Origin of the sequence: Streptomyces sp. NBC_00667 (genome assembly GCF_036226825.1) — a bacterium.
In the GTDB taxonomy this organism is placed as follows: Bacteria; Actinomycetota; Actinomycetes; order Streptomycetales; family Streptomycetaceae; genus Streptomyces.
The window spans coordinates 105972-121832 of sequence record NZ_CP109022.1 but is presented as its reverse complement, the minus strand read 5'-3'; the positions used below and the strand labels follow the sequence as shown (position 1 = coordinate 121832).

General features: G+C 70.9%; 18 protein-coding genes and 2 pseudogenes. 7 read left to right on the top strand and 13 right to left on the bottom strand.

Going from position 1 to position 15861, the window contains the following annotated elements; genetic code table 11:
* Window positions 1-118 precede the first annotated feature (118 nt).
* Window positions 119-919, top strand: coding sequence for an MBL fold metallo-hydrolase (locus tag OHA81_RS00505; RefSeq protein ID WP_329191624.1), 801 nt, complete (start codon window positions 119-121; stop codon window positions 917-919).
* A gap of 19 nt (window positions 920-938) precedes the next feature.
* On the opposite strand, the gene OHA81_RS00500 is transcribed toward OHA81_RS00505, so the two are convergent.
* Window positions 939-1775 carry an enoyl-CoA hydratase/isomerase family protein gene (locus tag OHA81_RS00500; RefSeq protein ID WP_329191622.1) on the bottom strand — a complete coding sequence of 279 codons (837 nt, stop codon included), beginning with the start codon at window positions 1773-1775 and terminating at the stop codon, window positions 939-941.
* Between the two features lie 603 nt (window positions 1776-2378).
* Between OHA81_RS00500 and OHA81_RS00495 the strand changes: the two genes are divergently transcribed.
* A complete protein-coding gene (locus OHA81_RS00495; protein WP_329191620.1) occupies window positions 2379-2687 on the top strand; it encodes an STAS domain-containing protein in 309 nt (102 codons plus the stop codon).
* A gap of 44 nt (window positions 2688-2731) precedes the next feature.
* Here the strand turns inward: OHA81_RS00495 and OHA81_RS00490 are convergent, their stop codons facing one another.
* The gene (locus OHA81_RS00490; RefSeq protein WP_329191617.1) at window positions 2732-3268 is read right to left on the bottom strand and encodes an ATP-binding protein; all 537 of its coding nucleotides are present in this window, start codon (window positions 3266-3268) and stop codon (window positions 2732-2734) included.
* Window positions 3269-3348: 80 nt separating this feature from the next.
* On the opposite strand from OHA81_RS00490, the gene OHA81_RS34520 reads away from it, so the two are divergent.
* Window positions 3349-3738 (top strand): polyprenyl synthetase family protein, encoded by a 390-nt coding sequence (locus OHA81_RS34520; RefSeq protein WP_443056387.1) that lies wholly within the window; start codon window positions 3349-3351, stop codon window positions 3736-3738.
* Window positions 3639-3920 carry a polyprenyl synthetase family protein gene (locus OHA81_RS34515; RefSeq protein ID WP_443056386.1) on the top strand — a complete coding sequence of 94 codons (282 nt, stop codon included), beginning with the start codon at window positions 3639-3641 and terminating at the stop codon, window positions 3918-3920. The genes OHA81_RS34520 and OHA81_RS34515 overlap by 100 nt, the downstream gene beginning before the upstream one ends.
* Before the next feature lie 522 nt (window positions 3921-4442).
* On the opposite strand, the gene OHA81_RS00480 is transcribed toward OHA81_RS34515, so the two are convergent.
* A complete protein-coding gene (locus tag OHA81_RS00480; protein ID WP_329191613.1) occupies window positions 4443-6224 on the bottom strand; it encodes a 2-isopropylmalate synthase in 1782 nt (593 codons plus the stop codon).
* A gap of 157 nt (window positions 6225-6381) precedes the next feature.
* On the opposite strand from OHA81_RS00480, the gene OHA81_RS00475 reads away from it, so the two are divergent.
* A complete protein-coding gene (locus OHA81_RS00475; RefSeq protein ID WP_329191611.1) occupies window positions 6382-7074 on the top strand; it encodes a FadR/GntR family transcriptional regulator in 693 nt (230 codons plus the stop codon).
* Window positions 7075-7390: 316 nt separating this feature from the next.
* Here the strand turns inward: OHA81_RS00475 and OHA81_RS00470 are convergent, their stop codons facing one another.
* The 4 genes and pseudogenes from OHA81_RS00470 to OHA81_RS00460 form a co-directional block, all read right to left on the bottom strand.
* Complete coding sequence (locus tag OHA81_RS00470) at window positions 7391-7684, bottom strand: YciI family protein (RefSeq protein ID WP_329191609.1); 294 nt, start codon at window positions 7682-7684, stop codon at window positions 7391-7393.
* Window positions 7685-7826: 142 nt separating this feature from the next.
* Window positions 7827-8045, bottom strand: a pseudogene (locus OHA81_RS34510) (hypothetical protein); the annotation flags it as partial.
* Between the two features lie 71 nt (window positions 8046-8116).
* Window positions 8117-8608 carry a DUF1772 domain-containing protein gene (locus OHA81_RS00465; protein ID WP_329191607.1) on the bottom strand — a complete coding sequence of 164 codons (492 nt, stop codon included), beginning with the start codon at window positions 8606-8608 and terminating at the stop codon, window positions 8117-8119.
* A gap of 37 nt (window positions 8609-8645) precedes the next feature.
* Window positions 8646-9296 carry a maleylpyruvate isomerase family mycothiol-dependent enzyme gene (locus OHA81_RS00460; RefSeq protein WP_329191605.1) on the bottom strand — a complete coding sequence of 217 codons (651 nt, stop codon included), beginning with the start codon at window positions 9294-9296 and terminating at the stop codon, window positions 8646-8648.
* Between the two features lie 40 nt (window positions 9297-9336).
* On the opposite strand from OHA81_RS00460, the gene OHA81_RS00455 reads away from it, so the two are divergent.
* Both OHA81_RS00455 and OHA81_RS00445 read left to right on the top strand, forming a co-directional pair.
* On the top strand, window positions 9337-9627 hold the full coding sequence (locus tag OHA81_RS00455; protein ID WP_329191604.1) for a hypothetical protein: 291 nt from the start codon (window positions 9337-9339) through the stop codon (window positions 9625-9627).
* Window positions 9628-9846: 219 nt separating this feature from the next.
* Window positions 9847-10782 (top strand): annotated as a pseudogene (locus OHA81_RS00445) (serine hydrolase domain-containing protein); the annotation flags it as partial.
* On the opposite strand, the gene OHA81_RS00440 reads toward OHA81_RS00445, so the two are convergent.
* From OHA81_RS00440 to OHA81_RS00415, 6 genes are all read right to left on the bottom strand, one after another.
* Complete coding sequence (locus OHA81_RS00440) at window positions 10704-10931, bottom strand: hypothetical protein (RefSeq protein ID WP_329201928.1); 228 nt, start codon at window positions 10929-10931, stop codon at window positions 10704-10706. The pseudogene OHA81_RS00445 and the gene OHA81_RS00440 sit on opposite strands and share 79 nt — an antisense overlap.
* 439 nt (window positions 10932-11370) lie before the next feature.
* Window positions 11371-12534 carry a zinc ribbon domain-containing protein gene (locus tag OHA81_RS00435; RefSeq protein WP_329191601.1) on the bottom strand — a complete coding sequence of 388 codons (1164 nt, stop codon included), beginning with the start codon at window positions 12532-12534 and terminating at the stop codon, window positions 11371-11373.
* Between the two features lie 5 nt (window positions 12535-12539).
* Window positions 12540-13112: a phage tail protein I gene (locus OHA81_RS00430; protein WP_329191600.1), complete on the bottom strand. Its 573-nt coding sequence runs from the start codon at window positions 13110-13112 to the stop codon at window positions 12540-12542.
* Complete coding sequence (locus OHA81_RS00425) at window positions 13109-15091, bottom strand: putative baseplate assembly protein (RefSeq protein WP_329191598.1); 1983 nt, start codon at window positions 15089-15091, stop codon at window positions 13109-13111. Before OHA81_RS00425 ends, OHA81_RS00430 begins: the two co-directional genes overlap by 4 nt.
* On the bottom strand, window positions 15091-15513 hold the full coding sequence (locus OHA81_RS00420; RefSeq protein ID WP_190184825.1) for a GPW/gp25 family protein: 423 nt from the start codon (window positions 15511-15513) through the stop codon (window positions 15091-15093). Before OHA81_RS00420 ends, OHA81_RS00425 begins: the two co-directional genes overlap by 1 nt.
* On the bottom strand, window positions 15513-15830 hold the full coding sequence (locus OHA81_RS00415) for a PAAR domain-containing protein (RefSeq protein WP_329191595.1): 318 nt from the start codon (window positions 15828-15830) through the stop codon (window positions 15513-15515). The genes OHA81_RS00420 and OHA81_RS00415 overlap by 1 nt, the downstream gene beginning before the upstream one ends.
* Window positions 15831-15861: the final 31 nt, after the last annotated feature.

Below are 15861 nucleotides of genomic sequence, written 5' to 3'. Positions count from 1 at the left end.
ACGGAAGGTGGAAGCCGGTCGTGCGCGGCGCAGACCAGCGGAACAACAGCGAGGCCGGCGCGGGCCCCCTCGCCGCGGAGAGGAACCGAGTGGCATGGCATCCCCATTGAGCGTGAACGTGTTCACAGCACCAGAGAAGGAGCTGGTGGCCGAGCGGTCCCGACCCTTCGGCCCGCCGCCGGCCTGGGATCCAATGACCTCGACCCTGGTCTTCGGCGAGCACGACGCTGTCCTGGTCGACGCCCTCACCACGGCCGACGAGGCCGAGGCCCTGGCGGCCTGGGTACGGCTGCACCACCGCAACCTCACCACGATCTACATCACCCACGGCCACCTGGACCATTTCGCCGGCCTCAGCGTGCTGCTGAACCGCTTCCCCGACGCCCGTGCCATCGCCACTCCGAAGACGGTCGAGTATGCACGCCAGCAGGTCGGGCGGCTGCCGGTCTACCGCAAACTGTGGCCCGGTCAGCTTCCGGCCGCCATCACCGTGCCCGAACCCTGGAACGAGGAGACCTTCTCACTGGAGGGCCACGAGCTGCGGATCATCGAGCAGGGCCAGACCGACGCCGTCGACTCCACCTCCCTGCACGTGCCCACCCTGGACCTCGTCATTGGCGGAGACGTCCTCTACAACCGGTGCCACATGTTCGTCGCCACCACCACACCCGAGAGTCGCGAGAACTGGATTGCCGCGCTGGACCGCCTCGCCGCCCTGAACCCGAAGATCGCGGTCGCCGGCCACAAGAAGCCGGGCGCCCCCGACACTCCCGACATCATCACGGCGACCAGGCAGTACCTCACCGACTTCGGCCGCCTCCAGCAGGAGACCGGCAGCGACCAGGAGCTCTACGATGCCATGACCGAGCTGTATCCCGACTGGGTCAGCCACCAGGCGTGGCTTATGTTCGGGTTTTAGCAGGCCTGCGCGCCAGCGGTCAGCGAGGGAAGTCCCCCACGGCCTTGCCGAGGTCGCGTTCGAGATCACCAGGCGTCTGGAGGCCCCACCCGGCAAGGTAGTCCAGGCGCTCACGGCTTTCGGGCCGGGCGATCAGGCTCTGGAAAGTCGCGGCGTCGGAGCGGATGTGCGCGGGGGACGCCAGCGTTAGGTCGTTGACGACACGTTTGGCCACCCGCACCCCTTCGGACGGGAAGCCGGCGATGCGTTTCGCCAGGCGCTCGACAAAGCCGTCCAGCTCGGAGTCGGGCAGGGCGCGGTTGATCCAGCCATAGCGCTCGGCGGTGTCGGCGTCGAAGTCGTCGGCGCTGACGATCACCTCGATGGCACGGGCCCGGCCGAGCCGCCGGACCAGATGCTGAACACCACCCGCGCCCGGTAGGGCGCCTGTGCCGGACTCGAACTGCCCAAAGACCGCCTTCTCACGCGAGGCGAAAATCATGTCGCATGCCAAGGCGAGTTCGTTGCCCCCGCCGCGGGCGCGCCCGCGCACCTTGGCGATGGTGATCACGGGAACCCGCGCCAGCTTGTACAGGAACATGCCGAGCGAGGCATCGCCAGGGCCACCCGCCTTCGCGGCCTCCGCGGTGTACTGCGGGACCGCCGTGAGGTCCACATGTGCGGAGAAATAGTCCGGCGAAGCGCTGTCGATGACGACGACGCGCACGTCACCTGGGTTGCCGTACAGCACGTCGACAAGGGAGACCAGGTCACGGACCAGGTCGACACCGAGGAGGTTCAGCGAGCCCGCGTCGATGGTGGCGAACAGCACGCCGTCCTCCAGCCGGGTCCGGATCGACGGGTGGTCGGCGCTCATGGCGGCTCCTGGAAGTGAGTGGACGCGGGACTGGGCCGCCGTCCCAGGATGCGCCTTTCCCGACCGCGGACGCACGCTGGGACGTGGGGAGTGCCTCGCCTGCGGAGGCCGTGCGGGTACCGCGAGGCGGAGTCGCCGCCAGAGGGGTGTCTCCCGAAGCAGGGTCTGTCGTGCTGCTCCCCCTTCTTGAGTGCCGGGCAGATCCCGGCATCACCGTCCATCGCTTCCCCACGGCGCGGCCACAGCCGCGCCGCCCGCCTGCGGTGCACTCGTTTGCCGACGACAGGCACCTGCCTGGTGGCTGGCGATCACGCGGAGGGCTGGGCAAGGAGTCGTCCTGAGCTCCTCCTCCCCACTGCCGCCATGAGTGCACCCACGCGGAGCGGGGGTGGCCTTGACTTGAATTCGGCGAGGGTTGACTGCGGCTGATTGTGCAGGGGCCAACGCGCCAGAGAGCCCGGCTAACTTTGCTGGGGCATGTTTGTGGACCGGGAAGAACAGCCTTCCGCGTCCTGTTGTCCCACGCCCTCGTCGTTACGCTCTGATCTGGGGTTGTCGGGTGGTGGAGGTTTCCTTCGCTGCCACGACTGGCATGCTGTGGCCATGGCAGACACGTACAGTCGACAGCAGGTGGCGGTGGTCACCGCTGTGGGGGAGTTCGATGCCGACACCATCGGGCCCATCGCCGGCCGCTTGACCGGTGCGGCGGCGACGCACCCCGTCGTCGTCCTGGACGCCTCGGCCCTGACCTTCGCCGACTCGACGTTCCTGAACCTCCTGCTCCAGGTACGCCGCCAGACGACCTTGCGCATTGCCGCCCCTGGAAAGTCCTTCCTGCGGCTGCTCGCGATCACCGGCACCGACACCGTTCTCGACGTGCGCCCCAGCGTCGAGGACGCGGTGAGGCCCTGACCGAAGGCAGCTCCCGCCCACGGGGCCGGTGCCCCTTCTTCGGGTCAGAGCAGGTATCCCGCGGGGTGTCCGTTCGGGTCGTCGGCCAGGGTGATGGTGGCCCGGATGAGTTTGCCGACCGGCTGGCGTCGTACTTCAAAGCTGTGGCAGACGCTCATCACGATTTCCAGGCCGTGTTGTCCGACCCTGCCGGGGTCCGGCGCCAGGGCTGTCGGCAGTGTCGGGTCGGTGTCCCACACGCTGACGACCACGGAGCCCTCGTTCGTCGTCATTTCCAGCAGGCAGGGCCCCGGGGCGTATTTGCGGCTGTTTGTCACCAACTCGCTGACGACCAACTGCACCATGTCCATCACCCGTTCCGATACCGGGATGCCGTGGACGCCCTGGACCTGGGACAAGTAGGCGCGGGCGGCTGCCCGCGCCTCGGCCAGCGGCTGTGACCCGCAGAAGCCGACCGTCGTGCTTATGGAGCGGGCCGCAGTCGACGAATCCGCGTTCTCGCTCACCACAAGCCTGTCCACCGTTCCCGCCTGACTGATCGAGCCAACCGCTTCCCCCTTACCCCCCAAACGAAAACGCATGCAGGTGGTGTTGGAACAAGCACTTCCTGCAGGCGTTCAGGCACGAGGCGCTGTCTCAGAGCGGCACTGCTGCTCCTGCGGTGCTGCTGTACGAGTTCGTGGCAGGTGGGAGCAAGCGATTACGGCCCGTCTTGTGTGTTCTGGGGTGGCTGGCCGCCGCCGGAGGGGAGCCGGCTTCGGCGTTGTTACCCGTGCCATTGCCGGTGCTGCGGGCTGCTGCCTCGCTCGAGTTGCTTCACGCCTTCGCTCTCATCCACGACGACGTGATGGACGGCAGCGATCTGCGCCGTGGCCGGCCCACGGTGCACAGGCCGTGGCCGCCGCTCAGCCTGCCGGCGACGCCGCGGCCGCGGAAAGACTGGGGCAAGGGGTGGCGATCCTGGTCGGGGATCTGGCGCTCGCCCTGTCGGACCGTTTGCTCCACCGTGCGGGTCTGCCGCCGGACACCCTCATATCCGCACAGCACCTGATGGCCCTCCGAAGCGACCTCGTCCATGGCGAGTACCTCGACCTGACGGCCGCGGGGCACTCTCATCCGATTCGTGCGGCGCTGACCATCGCCCGCTACAAGACGGCGAAGTACACCTTCGAGGGCCCGTTGCGTCTGGGATCTGTGCTGGCGGGGGCACCGCAGGGGCTGCGGACGCACTGAGTGCGCACGCGCTCCCCGTCGGCGAGGCGTTTCAACTGCGTGACGATCTCCTGGGCGTCTTCGGAGACCCGGGCCGCACGGGCGAACGGCGTTTATTCGCCGAGACCGGCGCGGTCGCGGGACAGGCGGCCGCCCGCACTGATGTCTACAGGACTGTAGACGACAGCTTCCGGGCTTCCGCAACCGAGCCCCGCTGCCGGGACGGCCGTACGACGGGGTGGGCCGCGCCCGCTGGTGGGGCTCGATGACCTGGGAGTGGGGCCACTACTGGGACCTGGACGTCTATCGGCAATGAGCTCCTGACCGAGCTCCCCGTCCGGTCGACACCACCTGCCACGCCTTGTGCGCTCAGTTCACCGCGCTGCCCCGGATCCAGCGACGTGCCCGGCCCCTGTTCGTGCACTCCTTGGTGAACGAGCACGTCGATGACCAGCCCCGGGATCCCGGTGACTTCACCCACCGACGGTGGTGATGGATGCGGTGTGGAGCAAGGGTGGCGGCGCGGGCGGGCCGGGTGCTGCCTCAGGCTTCGTACGCTCGGTTCACTGCGGAGAGGACGGCCTGTACGGAGGCCGTGAGGACGGAGGTGTCCAGACCCGCTCCCCAGACGGTACGGCCCCCCACCCTGCACTCGACGTAGGCCGCCGCCTCTCCCGCGCCGCTGGTGGTGACCGCGTGCTCGGCGAAGTCGAGGACCTCGACGGGGACTCCGGCGCGCGTGAGGGCGTCGGCCAGGGCGGAGAGCGGCCCGTTGCCCTCGCCGTCGGCCGGTACGGTGCGGTCGCCGACGCGCAGGACGCAGGCGAAGCGGTGGCCGCGGCCGGTGAAGCCGGCGGTCTCGACGTCGACGTCGGTTCCGGTGCCGTGGCCGGCGTCGTGGGCGGTGCTCCAGGATTCCAGGGCCACGGGGCCCGCGCCCCGGCCGGGCTCCAGGTAGGCCGTGCGGAAGAGCGCGTGGAGGTCGCCGGGGGATGCCTCGCGTCCGCTTTCGTCTGTCACCTCCTGGACGGCCCGGGAGACATCAGGGCGCATGCGCTCCGGCAGGTCGAGGCCGTGGTGGGTGCGGATCAGATGGGCGACTCCGCCCTTCCCCGACTGGGAATTGACGCGGATGACGGCTTCGTAGCCCCGGCCGAGGTCGGCGGGGTCCAGGGGCAGGTAGGGCACGTTCCAGGGGGCGAGCTCCGGCGGGATCCCGGCCTCGGCGGCGTCCTTCGCGTGCCGGGCGAGCCCCTTGCTGATGGCGTCCTGGTGGGTGCCGGAGAAGGCCGTGTGCACGAGGTCGCCCGCGTAGGGGTGGCGGGGGTGGACGGGGAGCCGGTTGCAGTACTCGACGACGTCGCGGACGGCGTCGATGTCGGAGAGGTCGAGCATGGGATCGACGCCCTGGGCGTAGAGGTTGAGGGCAAGGGTCACCAGATCGACGTTGCCGGTGCGTTCGCCGTTGCCGAAGAGGCAGCCCTCGACGCGCTGGGCCCCGGCGAGGACGGCGAGTTCGGCGCAGGCCACGCCGGTGCCGCGGTCGTTGTGGGGGTGCACGGAGAGGATCACCGCGTCGCGGCGGGCGAGGTGACGGTGCATGTACTCGATCTGGTCCGCGTACACGTTGGGGGTGGAGATCTCGACGGTGGCGGGCAGGTTGTGGGTGACCGGCCGGTCGGGGCTGGCGTCCCAGAGCGCGGTGAGGCCGTCGCAGAGCTCCAGGACGTAGTCCGGTTCGGTCAGGTTGAAGGTCTCCGGGGAGAACTGGAAGCGGATGTCGGTGCCGGGGCGGACCTCGGCCAGCCGCGCCATGAGAGTGGCGGCCTCGTGGACGGTGCGCCGGACCTCGGCGCGGTCGCGGCCGAGGACGGTGTCGCGCCAGACCGGTGACGTCGCGATGTAGAGGTGGACGACTGCGCGGGGCAGGCCGTCGAGGGCGGCGAAGGTGCGCTCGATGAGTTCAGGGCGGGCCGGCGTGAAGACGACCGGGGTGACGTCCTCGGGGAAGCCACCGGAACCGACGAGTCCGGCGAGGTGGCGGACGAAGTCGAAGTCGGCGCGGCTGGCGGAGGGGTAACCGACCTCGATCTCCTTGAAGCCCGTACGGACGAGCAGCTCGAAGAAGCGGTGCTTGCGGTCGGTGTCCATGGGCTCGGCGAGGGCCTGGTTGCCGTCGCGGAGGTCGACGGGCACCCAGAGCGGGGACCGCTCCAGCCGGGCGGAGGGCCAGAGGCGCTCGAACTCGGGGACGTGGACGCGGTCCTGGAACGCGCGGTAGCGGTGGTACGGCATGGGGCCGGGGCGCTGGGGATTGGGGATCATGGCCGGTACCGTAACCACTCCTCAGCTCCTCAGACAAGTGCTCCTCAGACAAGTTGCGGTAGATTTCTCGGCGAACGCCCCCGGCATCCGGCGGCCGCGCCCGCCATCCGGAGCGTCGGAGCCTCGGAGTCCGGACATCAGAGAATCAGGTGATCCCATGCCGCTCGGTGCCCTCCGTCCCAGCCCTCTGGTCGAACAGGCCGCCGAGCGGCTGCGCGAGCAGATCGTCGGGGGCCACTGGCCGGTCGGCACGAAACTTCCCGGCGAGACGACGCTCGCCAAGGAGCTGGGTGTGGGGCGCTCCACGGTCCGCGAGGCGCTCCGTGCCCTGGCGGGCGCCGGGCTCGTCCAGCCCCGGCAGGGAGCGGGCGTCTTCGTCACCGCGACCCGGCCGACGGAGGACTGGCCGGCCCGGCTGCGCAGGGCGGCGGTGACGGACGTGTACGAGGTGCGGATGCTGGTGGAGGTCGAGGCGGCCCGCCTCGCGGCGCAGCGCCGGACCGAGGAGGACGTGACGGCGATGCGGAAGGCGCTGGACGGCCGACGCAAGGCCGCCGAGGGCGACGACGCGGGTTTCGTCGACGCCGACATCGCCCTGCACGCGGCGGTCGTGGCCGCGGCGCGCAACCCCGTCCTGACCGACCTGTTCGCGGAGTTCGCGCCGGTACTCCGCGAGGGCCTGATCGAACTCCTGGACCTGCTGGGGCTGCGCGGCACCGACCTCCGGCACGGTGAGGACGCCCACGCCGACGTGGTGCGGGCGGTGGAGGCCGGCGAGGCGGAAGAGGCCGCACGGCTGACCCGCCAGGAACTGGAGTCGACGCTGACGCTTCTCCAGTCGACCCCCTGAGCCCCGGGCCGGGCCTCACCAGCGAGCAGGCGGCTCACGCCACGGCGTACGCCTCATCGCTCACAGGGTCGGCCGTCGAACAAACTCCGCGTTCCCCGCCGGGGACTTGGCCGTCCTCGTCGCACGCAGGACAGGGTGAGTGCCGACGAGACATACAACAAGGTCCGCGCGCGCCTACTTCTGCCAGCGAGGCATCCGGCATGTGATCTCTGATAAGAAGCACCACAGGGCTGATGTCTGCGTCGGGGTTCACGCGGCGGACGGCCCTCGGGCGCCGTACTCCTCATCTGGCTCCGCTCGTGGCACGGGAATTTGCTCACTCCAGGGACTTGAGGTCCTCCAAGCCGGCCGCGACCAGCAGCGGGGTGAACTCCACAACGCTGTGCGTGGCGACACCCTTGAGGACATACGGATCGGTGGCGAGAAGCCGGTCAAGTTCTTCGGCGGGCATCCGGGGGGCGAGGTAGACACCACCGACCAGAGGCACCTGGCGCCCGGCTACCAGAAGCAATTGCCTTGATATGAGCTGGTTCAACCAGTCGCCGTGGGCTGGTCTCCATCGGTCCACTTCATCCGGCGGTGCCGTGTAGGTCACTGTGACAACGAACATGTACGGGACCGTAGCGGAACACCAAGGGCTGCCGCGATCACATTCCATGATCCAGGAGACAGACCCGTGTGAATGGGTGGTGTGGTGGCAGCGGTTGGTTGTCAGCAGGGTTTTGTGTTGGGTAGAGGGTGGGTGCCCCCGCCTACGGCGTAGATGTCGTGGGGTGTGAGGACCGGCGTGAGGGGCCAGTCGAATTGTCTTGGGGACGGTGGGTGCCTGCCCGGTCTCGGCGGCGGCCAGCGAGAAGACGACCTCGGGGGTGTGCTGCAAACAGGTGCTGGATCTCGTTGCCAGTCAAGGGGATCAGACCGTCCGGGGTAGGTCTGTCGCGGCGTTCGGTTGCGGCGGTGACGGCGAGGAAGTCGATTACCTGCCCGGCTTCGCGGCCCGACAGGCGCGACTCCGCCGCACGGGCTGCGTGGGGCGTTGAGATCAGGTCGGTTCCTGCGGATTGTGCGTCACAAGGCATGGGGTCTCTCGCAGGGCCAGGATGGTGAGGAGGGCGAACGCCGCCAGGGCGGTGAGGGTACGGACGTCGTTGAACAGTTCCCAGCGGTGCAGAATGCGCGCGTGGTCGGCCGGTGGCGCGGTGGCGGCCCACTGCTTGATGCGGCCGTTGATCGGGACGTTTCCGAACCGGGTGATCAGGAAGGACGCGACGGTCAGGCCTCCTGCCGCGGCCGCGAGGACCCGGGTCCGGCCGCGCGTGAGTCCGGCCAGGGCGAGGGAGCTGAGGGTCGAGACCGCCATGGCTGCCTGCATGGTGATCCCGTTCATCTTCATCAGCTCGGCGTGGAAGTCCAGTCTCATGTCGAGAGGGACGGCGTTGAAGGTCGGGACGAGATTCGCGGCGCCATAACCGAAGGCGCCGGCAAGCAGCCCGGTGGAGAGCAGGGACAGTGCCTGGAGAAAGCGGGTGCGCACGTGGGTCTCCTTACGGGCGTGAGTGGTACAGGGGAGTTCAGACGGCGGTGAAACGACTGCTCGGTTCGCCGCGGAGCCGACCGCTCGGCAGCCTGCGGCCGAAGGCGAGCAAGAGGAGGTCCTGGGCGGCGCCGTACACGGGGGCACCCGATCCGTAGGACCAGTCCGGGTCCTGCGCACACAACCGCACACCGGCAACGTCGACGCTGAAGAACCTCAGGCCGCTTGGCCGGATCCCGTCGAGCAGCACACGCACCCGTTCCTCGGGGACACGCCGGCCAAGGCCGAGAGCGACGGTGATGTCCAGGCCGTGCACCACGTCGTGGCCCAGCGCCGCCGCGAACCCGCCGACCGGGGGAGTCCAGTGGTGGTGCGCACCCTCCCGCAGGAACGCGGCGAGTTCGGCGGTGGAATGGGCGGCCGCGTCCCTGCGGGCGACACGGTCGGTCATCCGGTGCAGGTTCCCTCGCGCCCGGACGAGCTCGCCCACGGTCGCGGGCAGCGAGAGCCGGAACCCCATCGACATGTGCGCCGCGACCTCACTGACCCGCCATCCCGCGCAGAGGCTCGGCCTGTCCCATTGATCGTCCCGCACACTCTCGAGCAGGTCGGCCAGCTCCCGGCGTTCACCCGCGATCCACGCCCTGACCTCGGCGTTCCCTTCCCTGCGCGTTGTCGCGGTTTCCATGCGATCAAGCCTGTGGCCGGCCGAACCATACGTCCAATACATGGATCTGCTGCGATCCAGAATCGCTGGTTATGGAGCTTCGCGGGAGCAGCGCGCACTGATCGTGGCCAACACCAACGATGGTCTCGCCTCCGCACGGGCCCGCGGCCGGGTCGGCGGGCGTCGACCGAAGTTCACCGAGGACCAGGCCGCGCTCGCCCAACGGCTCTACGACGAGCGGGAGAAGACCGTCCAGCAGATCGACGACATGTTCGGCGTGCGGACTGCGAAGGGCCTGCCTAAGCTCGGAAGGGGCCTCCCTGCGAACCAGACGGTGCCGAGCGGCCGATGACGCTCGGTCTTAGCGCCGGGTGGTGTGCGTCGTGACTGTTCCGATCAAGGTCTTTCCGGCTACCGAGTCGCACTCGATCTCGCTGCACCAGTTCCACACCGCTGACGGGGGCCGGGCCTGGTACCGGAAGGTCTGCGAGGTCGACGGCAAGGAGCTGCGGTCACGGACGAGGACCTGGACGCACTGCGGCGGCCACGGCCAAGACTCGCGGCCGCCGCCATGTCGGCTCCCAACCTCATGGAAACGAGCGCACCTGAGGCGGGGAAGCCCACCGTGCAGGACATCATCGGCCACCTGCCCGACGACATCGTCGCAAGTGCGGTGGTCAGACGGGACGGCATGGCCACCACCGCTGGCCCGGTCACCGAAGACGCTTACCTCCGCACCGGGAGTGTCACCAAGACGTTCACCGACACCATCGTGCTCCAGCTCGTATCCGAGCACCGGATCGCCCTTGACGCACCAGCGCGACGGTACGTTCCCGGAGTATTGCCCGTGGCGTACGACCGGGTCACCGTGCGCCAGCTCCTCGACCACACGAGCGGCCTGCCCAAGCCCGCCCCGACGCCCGATCCGGTCGACGGCCCCGGATGGCAGTTCCACTCGGTGACCCCGGCCTCTCTGCGCGAGTCGTTCGCAGCGGCCACCGGCACGCCGCCAGAACCCGGCACCGAGCAGCAGTGCAACGGGCTCAACGCACTCGTCCTCGGCCTCATCGTCGAAAAGGTCGCCCACCACTCCTACGCCCATGCACTCGAATGCAGGATCATCCGGCCGCTGGGCCTGCGCCACACCAGCCTGCCCGCCGCTGATGACCTGGCGATTCCCTCTCGCCACGCGACGGTGTTCGTCAAGGGGGAGGACGTAACCCAGCAGAGCACTTACCCGTGGGCCGAGGGCGGCATCATCTCCACTACCGCCGACCTGGACCGCTTCTCTACCGCGCTGTTCCGGGGGCGCCTGCTCCCACCCGCCCAACAAGCCCTGGTGTGCAATGTGCCGAAGGTGAAGAGCGCCTCTGACAACAAGAACTGCTTCGAGGGGGACGCCTGCTACAGCATCGGCGGCCTCATGCGCTACAAGCTCTCGGAGCAAGAGGTCGCGTGGGGCAAGACCGGCTCCCGTCCCGGCTGGAACATCGGGTTCTTCGCCACCCAGGATCTTCGGCACCGCGTGGTGTACTCCCTGAACCCGAAGGGCACCGGCAGTGACCTCCCGCACATCAAGGCGATCGTCCACGCGGTCACGAGGAGGGCGCCGCCCGTGTACCCGAGGTCGGAGCTGTCGGAGAGGAAGTCGCCCATCGAGGTGCCCAGGGTGTTGGACACCAGGATCGCCGGCCAGAAGAGCGCTTCGCCCTTGAAGGTGACGATGTCGCGGATCTGGAACGTCATCCCGCTCAGCCTCCAGGCGACGAAGATCGCCAGGAGGATCGGGATCAGGAGCGCCGCTCCAACTGGGTAGCCCAGACCGAGGCCCTGCGGGCCCCAGCCGAGCTTCTCCGCGCCTTCCCCGAGGTACTTCGCGCTGGCGTCGCGATTCGCGTGCCGTCGACCACGCACTGGTCGGCGTACGACGCCCACGCCACCCGCCCGTGTGCCGACGCCCTGGGCGCGCGGTGCGCGTGCGGCTGGCGCGGTGCCGCCGAGTACCCGCTGGACTGGGCCGCATCGCCATGGCCGCAGCCACCCTGCGCACCGCGCTCCACACCGACCGGTAGGAGCGGGCGGACCCGGGCCGGCATCAGGAACGTTGGAAGAACTCCACTTCCGCCAGGGCGAGATGGCGGCCCTGGTCCAGTCCGGCGGGTGCGTCGAGGGTTAGCCGGATCGACGTGGCGTCGTTGATGCCGGTTGGGAAGGTCTGCGGGCCCGGTTTGTCGCTGAGGGTGAGGCTCTTGTGGTGCTTCGCGCCGTCCCGCGCCGTCACCTCCATCTCGATCTGGAGCGCCCGGCCCTGGCGCGCGTACTCCTCCGGGGAAGGCGAGGCGCCATTGGTGACGATCACGCCGACCAGCCGGAAGGGCTTGGCGAAGGTGTACGTCACCGAAGCGCCGGGGCCGGGGGCGCCCCAGTAGCGGTTGCTGAGCCCGTCGGTGGTGCTGGCCGGCGGGTGCCCGGGCAGCTCGGCGGTCGCCTCGACGCGGGTCGGGGTCACCGCCTTGCTCTTGCCGAGCTTGTCCCGGGTGTCCTCGATCAGCTGTCGGCCGGCCGGCAGCAGCAGGAAGCCGCCGGCGCACAGGGCCAGTACCGCGGCCAGGATCACGAGGAAGCGCACCAGTCGGCCGGAGCCGGCGCGGGTGCGGCGGCGCAGCGGCCAGATCGTCCGCCACCAGGGAAGCGCCGGCGCGACGGTTCTGGGCGTCAGCGGCGTCGCACAGCGGCGGCAGAAGCGCCGGTCGGGCGGGTTGGGCGTACCGCAGGAGGGGCACGGCACCCCGGACACGTCCTCGCCGACCGAGGGCGCGTTGACGACCGGCCGCGGAGCGACGGCCCTGGCCGGGCGCACGGGCACCGGATCGGCGGCCGCCCGCCCCGCGGGCGGCACGGCGGCGGGCCCCGAACCGGCGGGGGGCGCGGGGTCCGCCGGCGGGGTGGTACGCCGCGGCGGCGCGGGGCTGTCGGGCGGCGCGGGGGCGTTCGAGGCGCCGTCGGCCGGCTCCGTGATCGACGCGGAACCGGTAGGCGCCGAACCGGCCGACGTCGAACCGGCCGACGTCGAACCGGCCGGGGCGGAACCGGTCGACGGCGGCGCGGGGTCCGCGGTGGCCGGGGTGGCCCGGCCCGGTTGCGGGGGCGGCGTCTCCCGCGTCGCGGCGGCGTCCGACCAGCCGAGGTAGGAACCGCAGTTGCCGCAGAAGTCGTCCGTCGGTTCGTTCGAGGCACCGCACACGGGGCACGCGCGCATCGCCGTCACCTTCCTTCACCCGCGGGCGGGCCCGGCAGGACCTCGACCCGGCAGACCGTGTGCACCGGACAGAGGGAGCGGACCAGCGCGCGCACCCGGTCCGCGTCCACCTCGTGGACGCCTCCCGCGGCGGGCGGCCACACCCGTACCAGGACCTCCCCGGCCGGCGCGGGCGGGGGCTCCGCACCCGCCGTACGGGACCACACGGCCCCGCCGTCCCCGCTCACCTCGGCGACGACGCCCAGGACCAGCCGCAGCGCCTCGACCAGGCCGCGCCGGGTACCGCGCCGGCGGTGCAGTTCCACCGCCCGGGCCACCGCCTCGCGGCGCAGCTCGACCGGCCACCGGGGGTCGTCCACGCCGCCGACCCAAGCGGCCAGCCAGGACAGGAAGTCGGCCGGGGCCAGCCGGGGGTCGAAGTACGCGGGCAGGTTGTCGAGGGTCGCGAACACCGGGGCCAGGACGGTGTCCAGGCCCGCGGTGAACCGCTGCGCGAAGTCGTCCTCGGCGTACAGCGCGGGCAGTTGCCCGCCGATCGGGTACCGGCTGGGCAGGCCCGGGACAGCGGCCCGGTTCATCGACGCACCTCCGGCTCGCGCGCCGTCACGACCACCTGGTGCTGGTAGGAGAAGACCAGCGCGCCCGATCCGATGTCGATCCGGTCGACCGGGGCGCCACGCCGCCCTGTGATCGGGTCGGCGGCGAACAGCCGGATCTCCTCCACCAGCACGTCCCCGATGGCGCGTTGCAGCACGCCGAAAACCTCGCCGTACTGCACCGGCCGCCCGAACGGCCAGCCGGTGCCGTCCGGCCCGCCGCGCAGCGGGTTGAGGTGGCGGAACAGCGCGGCGAGCGCCGCGTCCCGCACCCGGTCGGCGTCCGCCTCGGGCGCCGAGAGCCGGGCCACCACGGTGACGCCCTGGTAGACGGGCGGCTCCACGATCAGCCGGGTGCCGATTAGACGCCGTTCGTCCAGGGTCGTAGTGACCGCCGTGAGCACCTGGTCGGAGGGGATCAGCTGCTCGAAGCGCAGCCGGTCGCCCTCGTCGGCCACCGCGTCCGGCACCACGAGGACCCGGACCGCGCCCGGGCCTCCTCCGCCGTCCCGGTCGGGCAGGCAGCGGACGCGGCGCACCGAGGGCGCCGCCTGGCGGGCGATGATCTCGTAGTCCTCGGCGGTCACCGCGCGCTCCTGCATGCGCAGCGTCTCCGGCGCCCGCAGCTTGGCGTTGTCGATGCTCTCCCCCGCGACGCCGCCGCGCGCCGCCTCCCGGTTGACGACCCGTGCGACGTACGGAACGGAGCTGCGCAGAACGGAGATCGCCCCACGGGAGACGTTGCCCGCCGGGCCACCGCCGGTGCGGTAGCGGGCCACGCGGACCTGGGAACCCTTGGGCGGTACGGCGCCGCAGGGGCGCAGCGTGCCGTCGGCCTCGCGCAGCACCGGCGGGAACAGGAACTCTCCGTTCGTGGCGTCCACCCGGACGTGCCGGTCCTCGGGCCTCGAGCGGCCGAAGTGCTCCACCACCTCCCAGCGCTGCCATCCCTCCGGGGAGGACACCTCCACCACCGGGGGCTCCCCGTCGAGGAGTACGGGCGGCCGGCCGAGTCGGAACGTCTGGCCGGCCACCCCCTCCGACGCGCCGAGCGGTACGTCGGCCACGCGCTCGGCGTGCTCCACGGCCATGGTGCCGCCGACGGTGAACACCTCGGCCTCGCGCACGGTCGGGGACTCCGAGTAGAACGGCTGGCCGGGTTCGGCCTCGGTGACCCGGCAGCGCAGCCAGCCCGCGCGGATCCCGCTGATCAGCGACGCGGTGTGCCCGGCGGGCACGTACACGATGACCTCGCCGGGCCGGTTCAGGCCGCCGGTGCTGTCGTCGCCGGTCTCGCAGCGCTGCCACCGGCCGCCGTCCCACGCCTCCCACACCAGCGGGGGCTGGCGCGGATCGACGCCGACACCCTCGACACGGCTGTCGAGGCGGACCGCGACCACACAGCGCGGTACCGCCGTCGGCAGGCCGAACAACAGCGCGTCGCCGGGCTCGGGCGCCGCCTGGAAGCACGGGATGTCCAGGCCCTCGGCGAGCGCCCCCGTCCGATCGGTCACGTCACCGGTACGGGGCGCGGTGACCAGGCGCGTCAGCTCGCTCGGCACGATCCGCAGGTCGTCGGTGGTGGCGAAGACCACCGCCTCGGTGTCGGTCTGCGGATCGGTCTCGCCGACCGCGGTCGTCACCTCGGTGCCGGCGGGCAGCGTCACCGTCTCCGGCTGCGGGGCCGACAGCCAGAAGTCGACATCGGCGACGGCGGCCGACGGCGGGTACAGCTGGATGCCCAACAGGTCCAGGAACGCCAGGTAGTTCTTGTCCGGCACCCGGTTCAGCCGGTACAGCAGCTGGTCCACGAGGTACGCGAACGTCTCGATCAGGGTGACGCCCGGGTCGGAGACGTTGTGGTCGGTCCACTCCGGGGCGCGCTGCTGCACGTACCGCTTCGCCTCGTCGACGAGTTGCTGGAACCGCCGGTCGTCCAGGTTGGGGGAGGGCAGGGCCATCAGTCCGCGACCATTTCCTCGGCCCCCTCCTCGGAGGGGATCGTGTAGAAGGGAAAGACCAGGTTGCGCCGGTCATTGGTGGTGCGCACCGTGTAGTGCACATCGATGTAGAGGGTGCCCGCCTCGACGGCGTCGAAGGCCACGACGACCTCGTCCACCGCGATCCGGGGCTCCCACCGTTCCAGCGCCTCGCGCACCTGCTGGGCGACCCGCCCGGCGGTGTCGCCGTCGCCGGGGGCGAAGACGTACTCGTGGATGCCGCAGCCGAACTCGGGCCGCATCGGCCGCTCGCCGGGCGCGGTGCCGAGCACGAGGCGGATGGCCTCCTCCAGCTCCCGTTCCCGCTCGACCATGGCGATCCCGCCGGTCGGCCCGACCCGCAGGGGGAAGGCCCAGCCGCGCCCGATGAACCGCTCGCTCATCACACACCGCCGACTAGGACGGTGGGGGCGCCGGTCAGGACCATCGCACCGCAGGCGGTCTGGTCGCGGGCCCGGGCGGCGGGCAGCCCGCCGATGAGCACCAACCCCGCGGTGGCCGCGGCCGGGTTCGGTACGAGTACGTTGGCCGGCCCCAGGGCCGCGTGCGGCACGACCGGGCAGACGTGCAGGCTGCCCACGACGGCCGCGGGCAGGCCGCCGATCAGCACCGTCGCCACCGTCGCGGCGGCGCCGGGCGGGGGCGTGCCGATCCGGCCACCGTGGTTGGTGGGGTCGCCGGTACGCGCTGCGGCTGGCATCGGGTGCTCCTAGGGGAAAGCGGTAGCGGGA

Coding starts and splice junctions, on each gene's coding strand:
- OHA81_RS00470 (WP_329191609.1), bottom strand. CDS start 7,684: ATGTTCGTTGTCACAGTGACCTACACGGCACCGCCGGATGAAGTGGAC.
- OHA81_RS00460 (WP_329191605.1), bottom strand. CDS start 9,296: ATGGAAACCGCGACAACGCGCAGGGAAGGGAACGCCGAGGTCAGGGCG.
- OHA81_RS00440 (WP_329201928.1), bottom strand. CDS start 10,931: ATGGGCGACTTCCTCTCCGACAGCTCCGACCTCGGGTACACGGGCGGC.
- OHA81_RS00495 (WP_329191620.1), top strand. CDS start 2,379: ATGGCAGACACGTACAGTCGACAGCAGGTGGCGGTGGTCACCGCTGTG.
- OHA81_RS00490 (WP_329191617.1), bottom strand. CDS start 3,268: ATGCGTTTTCGTTTGGGGGGTAAGGGGGAAGCGGTTGGCTCGATCAGT.
- OHA81_RS00420 (WP_190184825.1), bottom strand. CDS start 15,513: ATGAGCGAGCGGTTCATCGGGCGCGGCTGGGCCTTCCCCCTGCGGGTC.
- OHA81_RS00415 (WP_329191595.1), bottom strand. CDS start 15,830: ATGCCAGCCGCAGCGCGTACCGGCGACCCCACCAACCACGGTGGCCGG.
- OHA81_RS00430 (WP_329191600.1), bottom strand. CDS start 13,112: ATGAACCGGGCCGCTGTCCCGGGCCTGCCCAGCCGGTACCCGATCGGC.
- OHA81_RS00480 (WP_329191613.1), bottom strand. CDS start 6,224: ATGATCCCCAATCCCCAGCGCCCCGGCCCCATGCCGTACCACCGCTAC.
- OHA81_RS00500 (WP_329191622.1), bottom strand. CDS start 1,775: ATGAGCGCCGACCACCCGTCGATCCGGACCCGGCTGGAGGACGGCGTG.
- OHA81_RS00435 (WP_329191601.1), bottom strand. CDS start 12,534: ATGCGCGCGTGCCCCGTGTGCGGTGCCTCGAACGAACCGACGGACGAC.
- OHA81_RS00425 (WP_329191598.1), bottom strand. CDS start 15,091: ATGGCCCTGCCCTCCCCCAACCTGGACGACCGGCGGTTCCAGCAACTC.
- OHA81_RS00475 (WP_329191611.1), top strand. CDS start 6,382: ATGCCGCTCGGTGCCCTCCGTCCCAGCCCTCTGGTCGAACAGGCCGCC.
- OHA81_RS00455 (WP_329191604.1), top strand. CDS start 9,337: ATGGATCTGCTGCGATCCAGAATCGCTGGTTATGGAGCTTCGCGGGAG.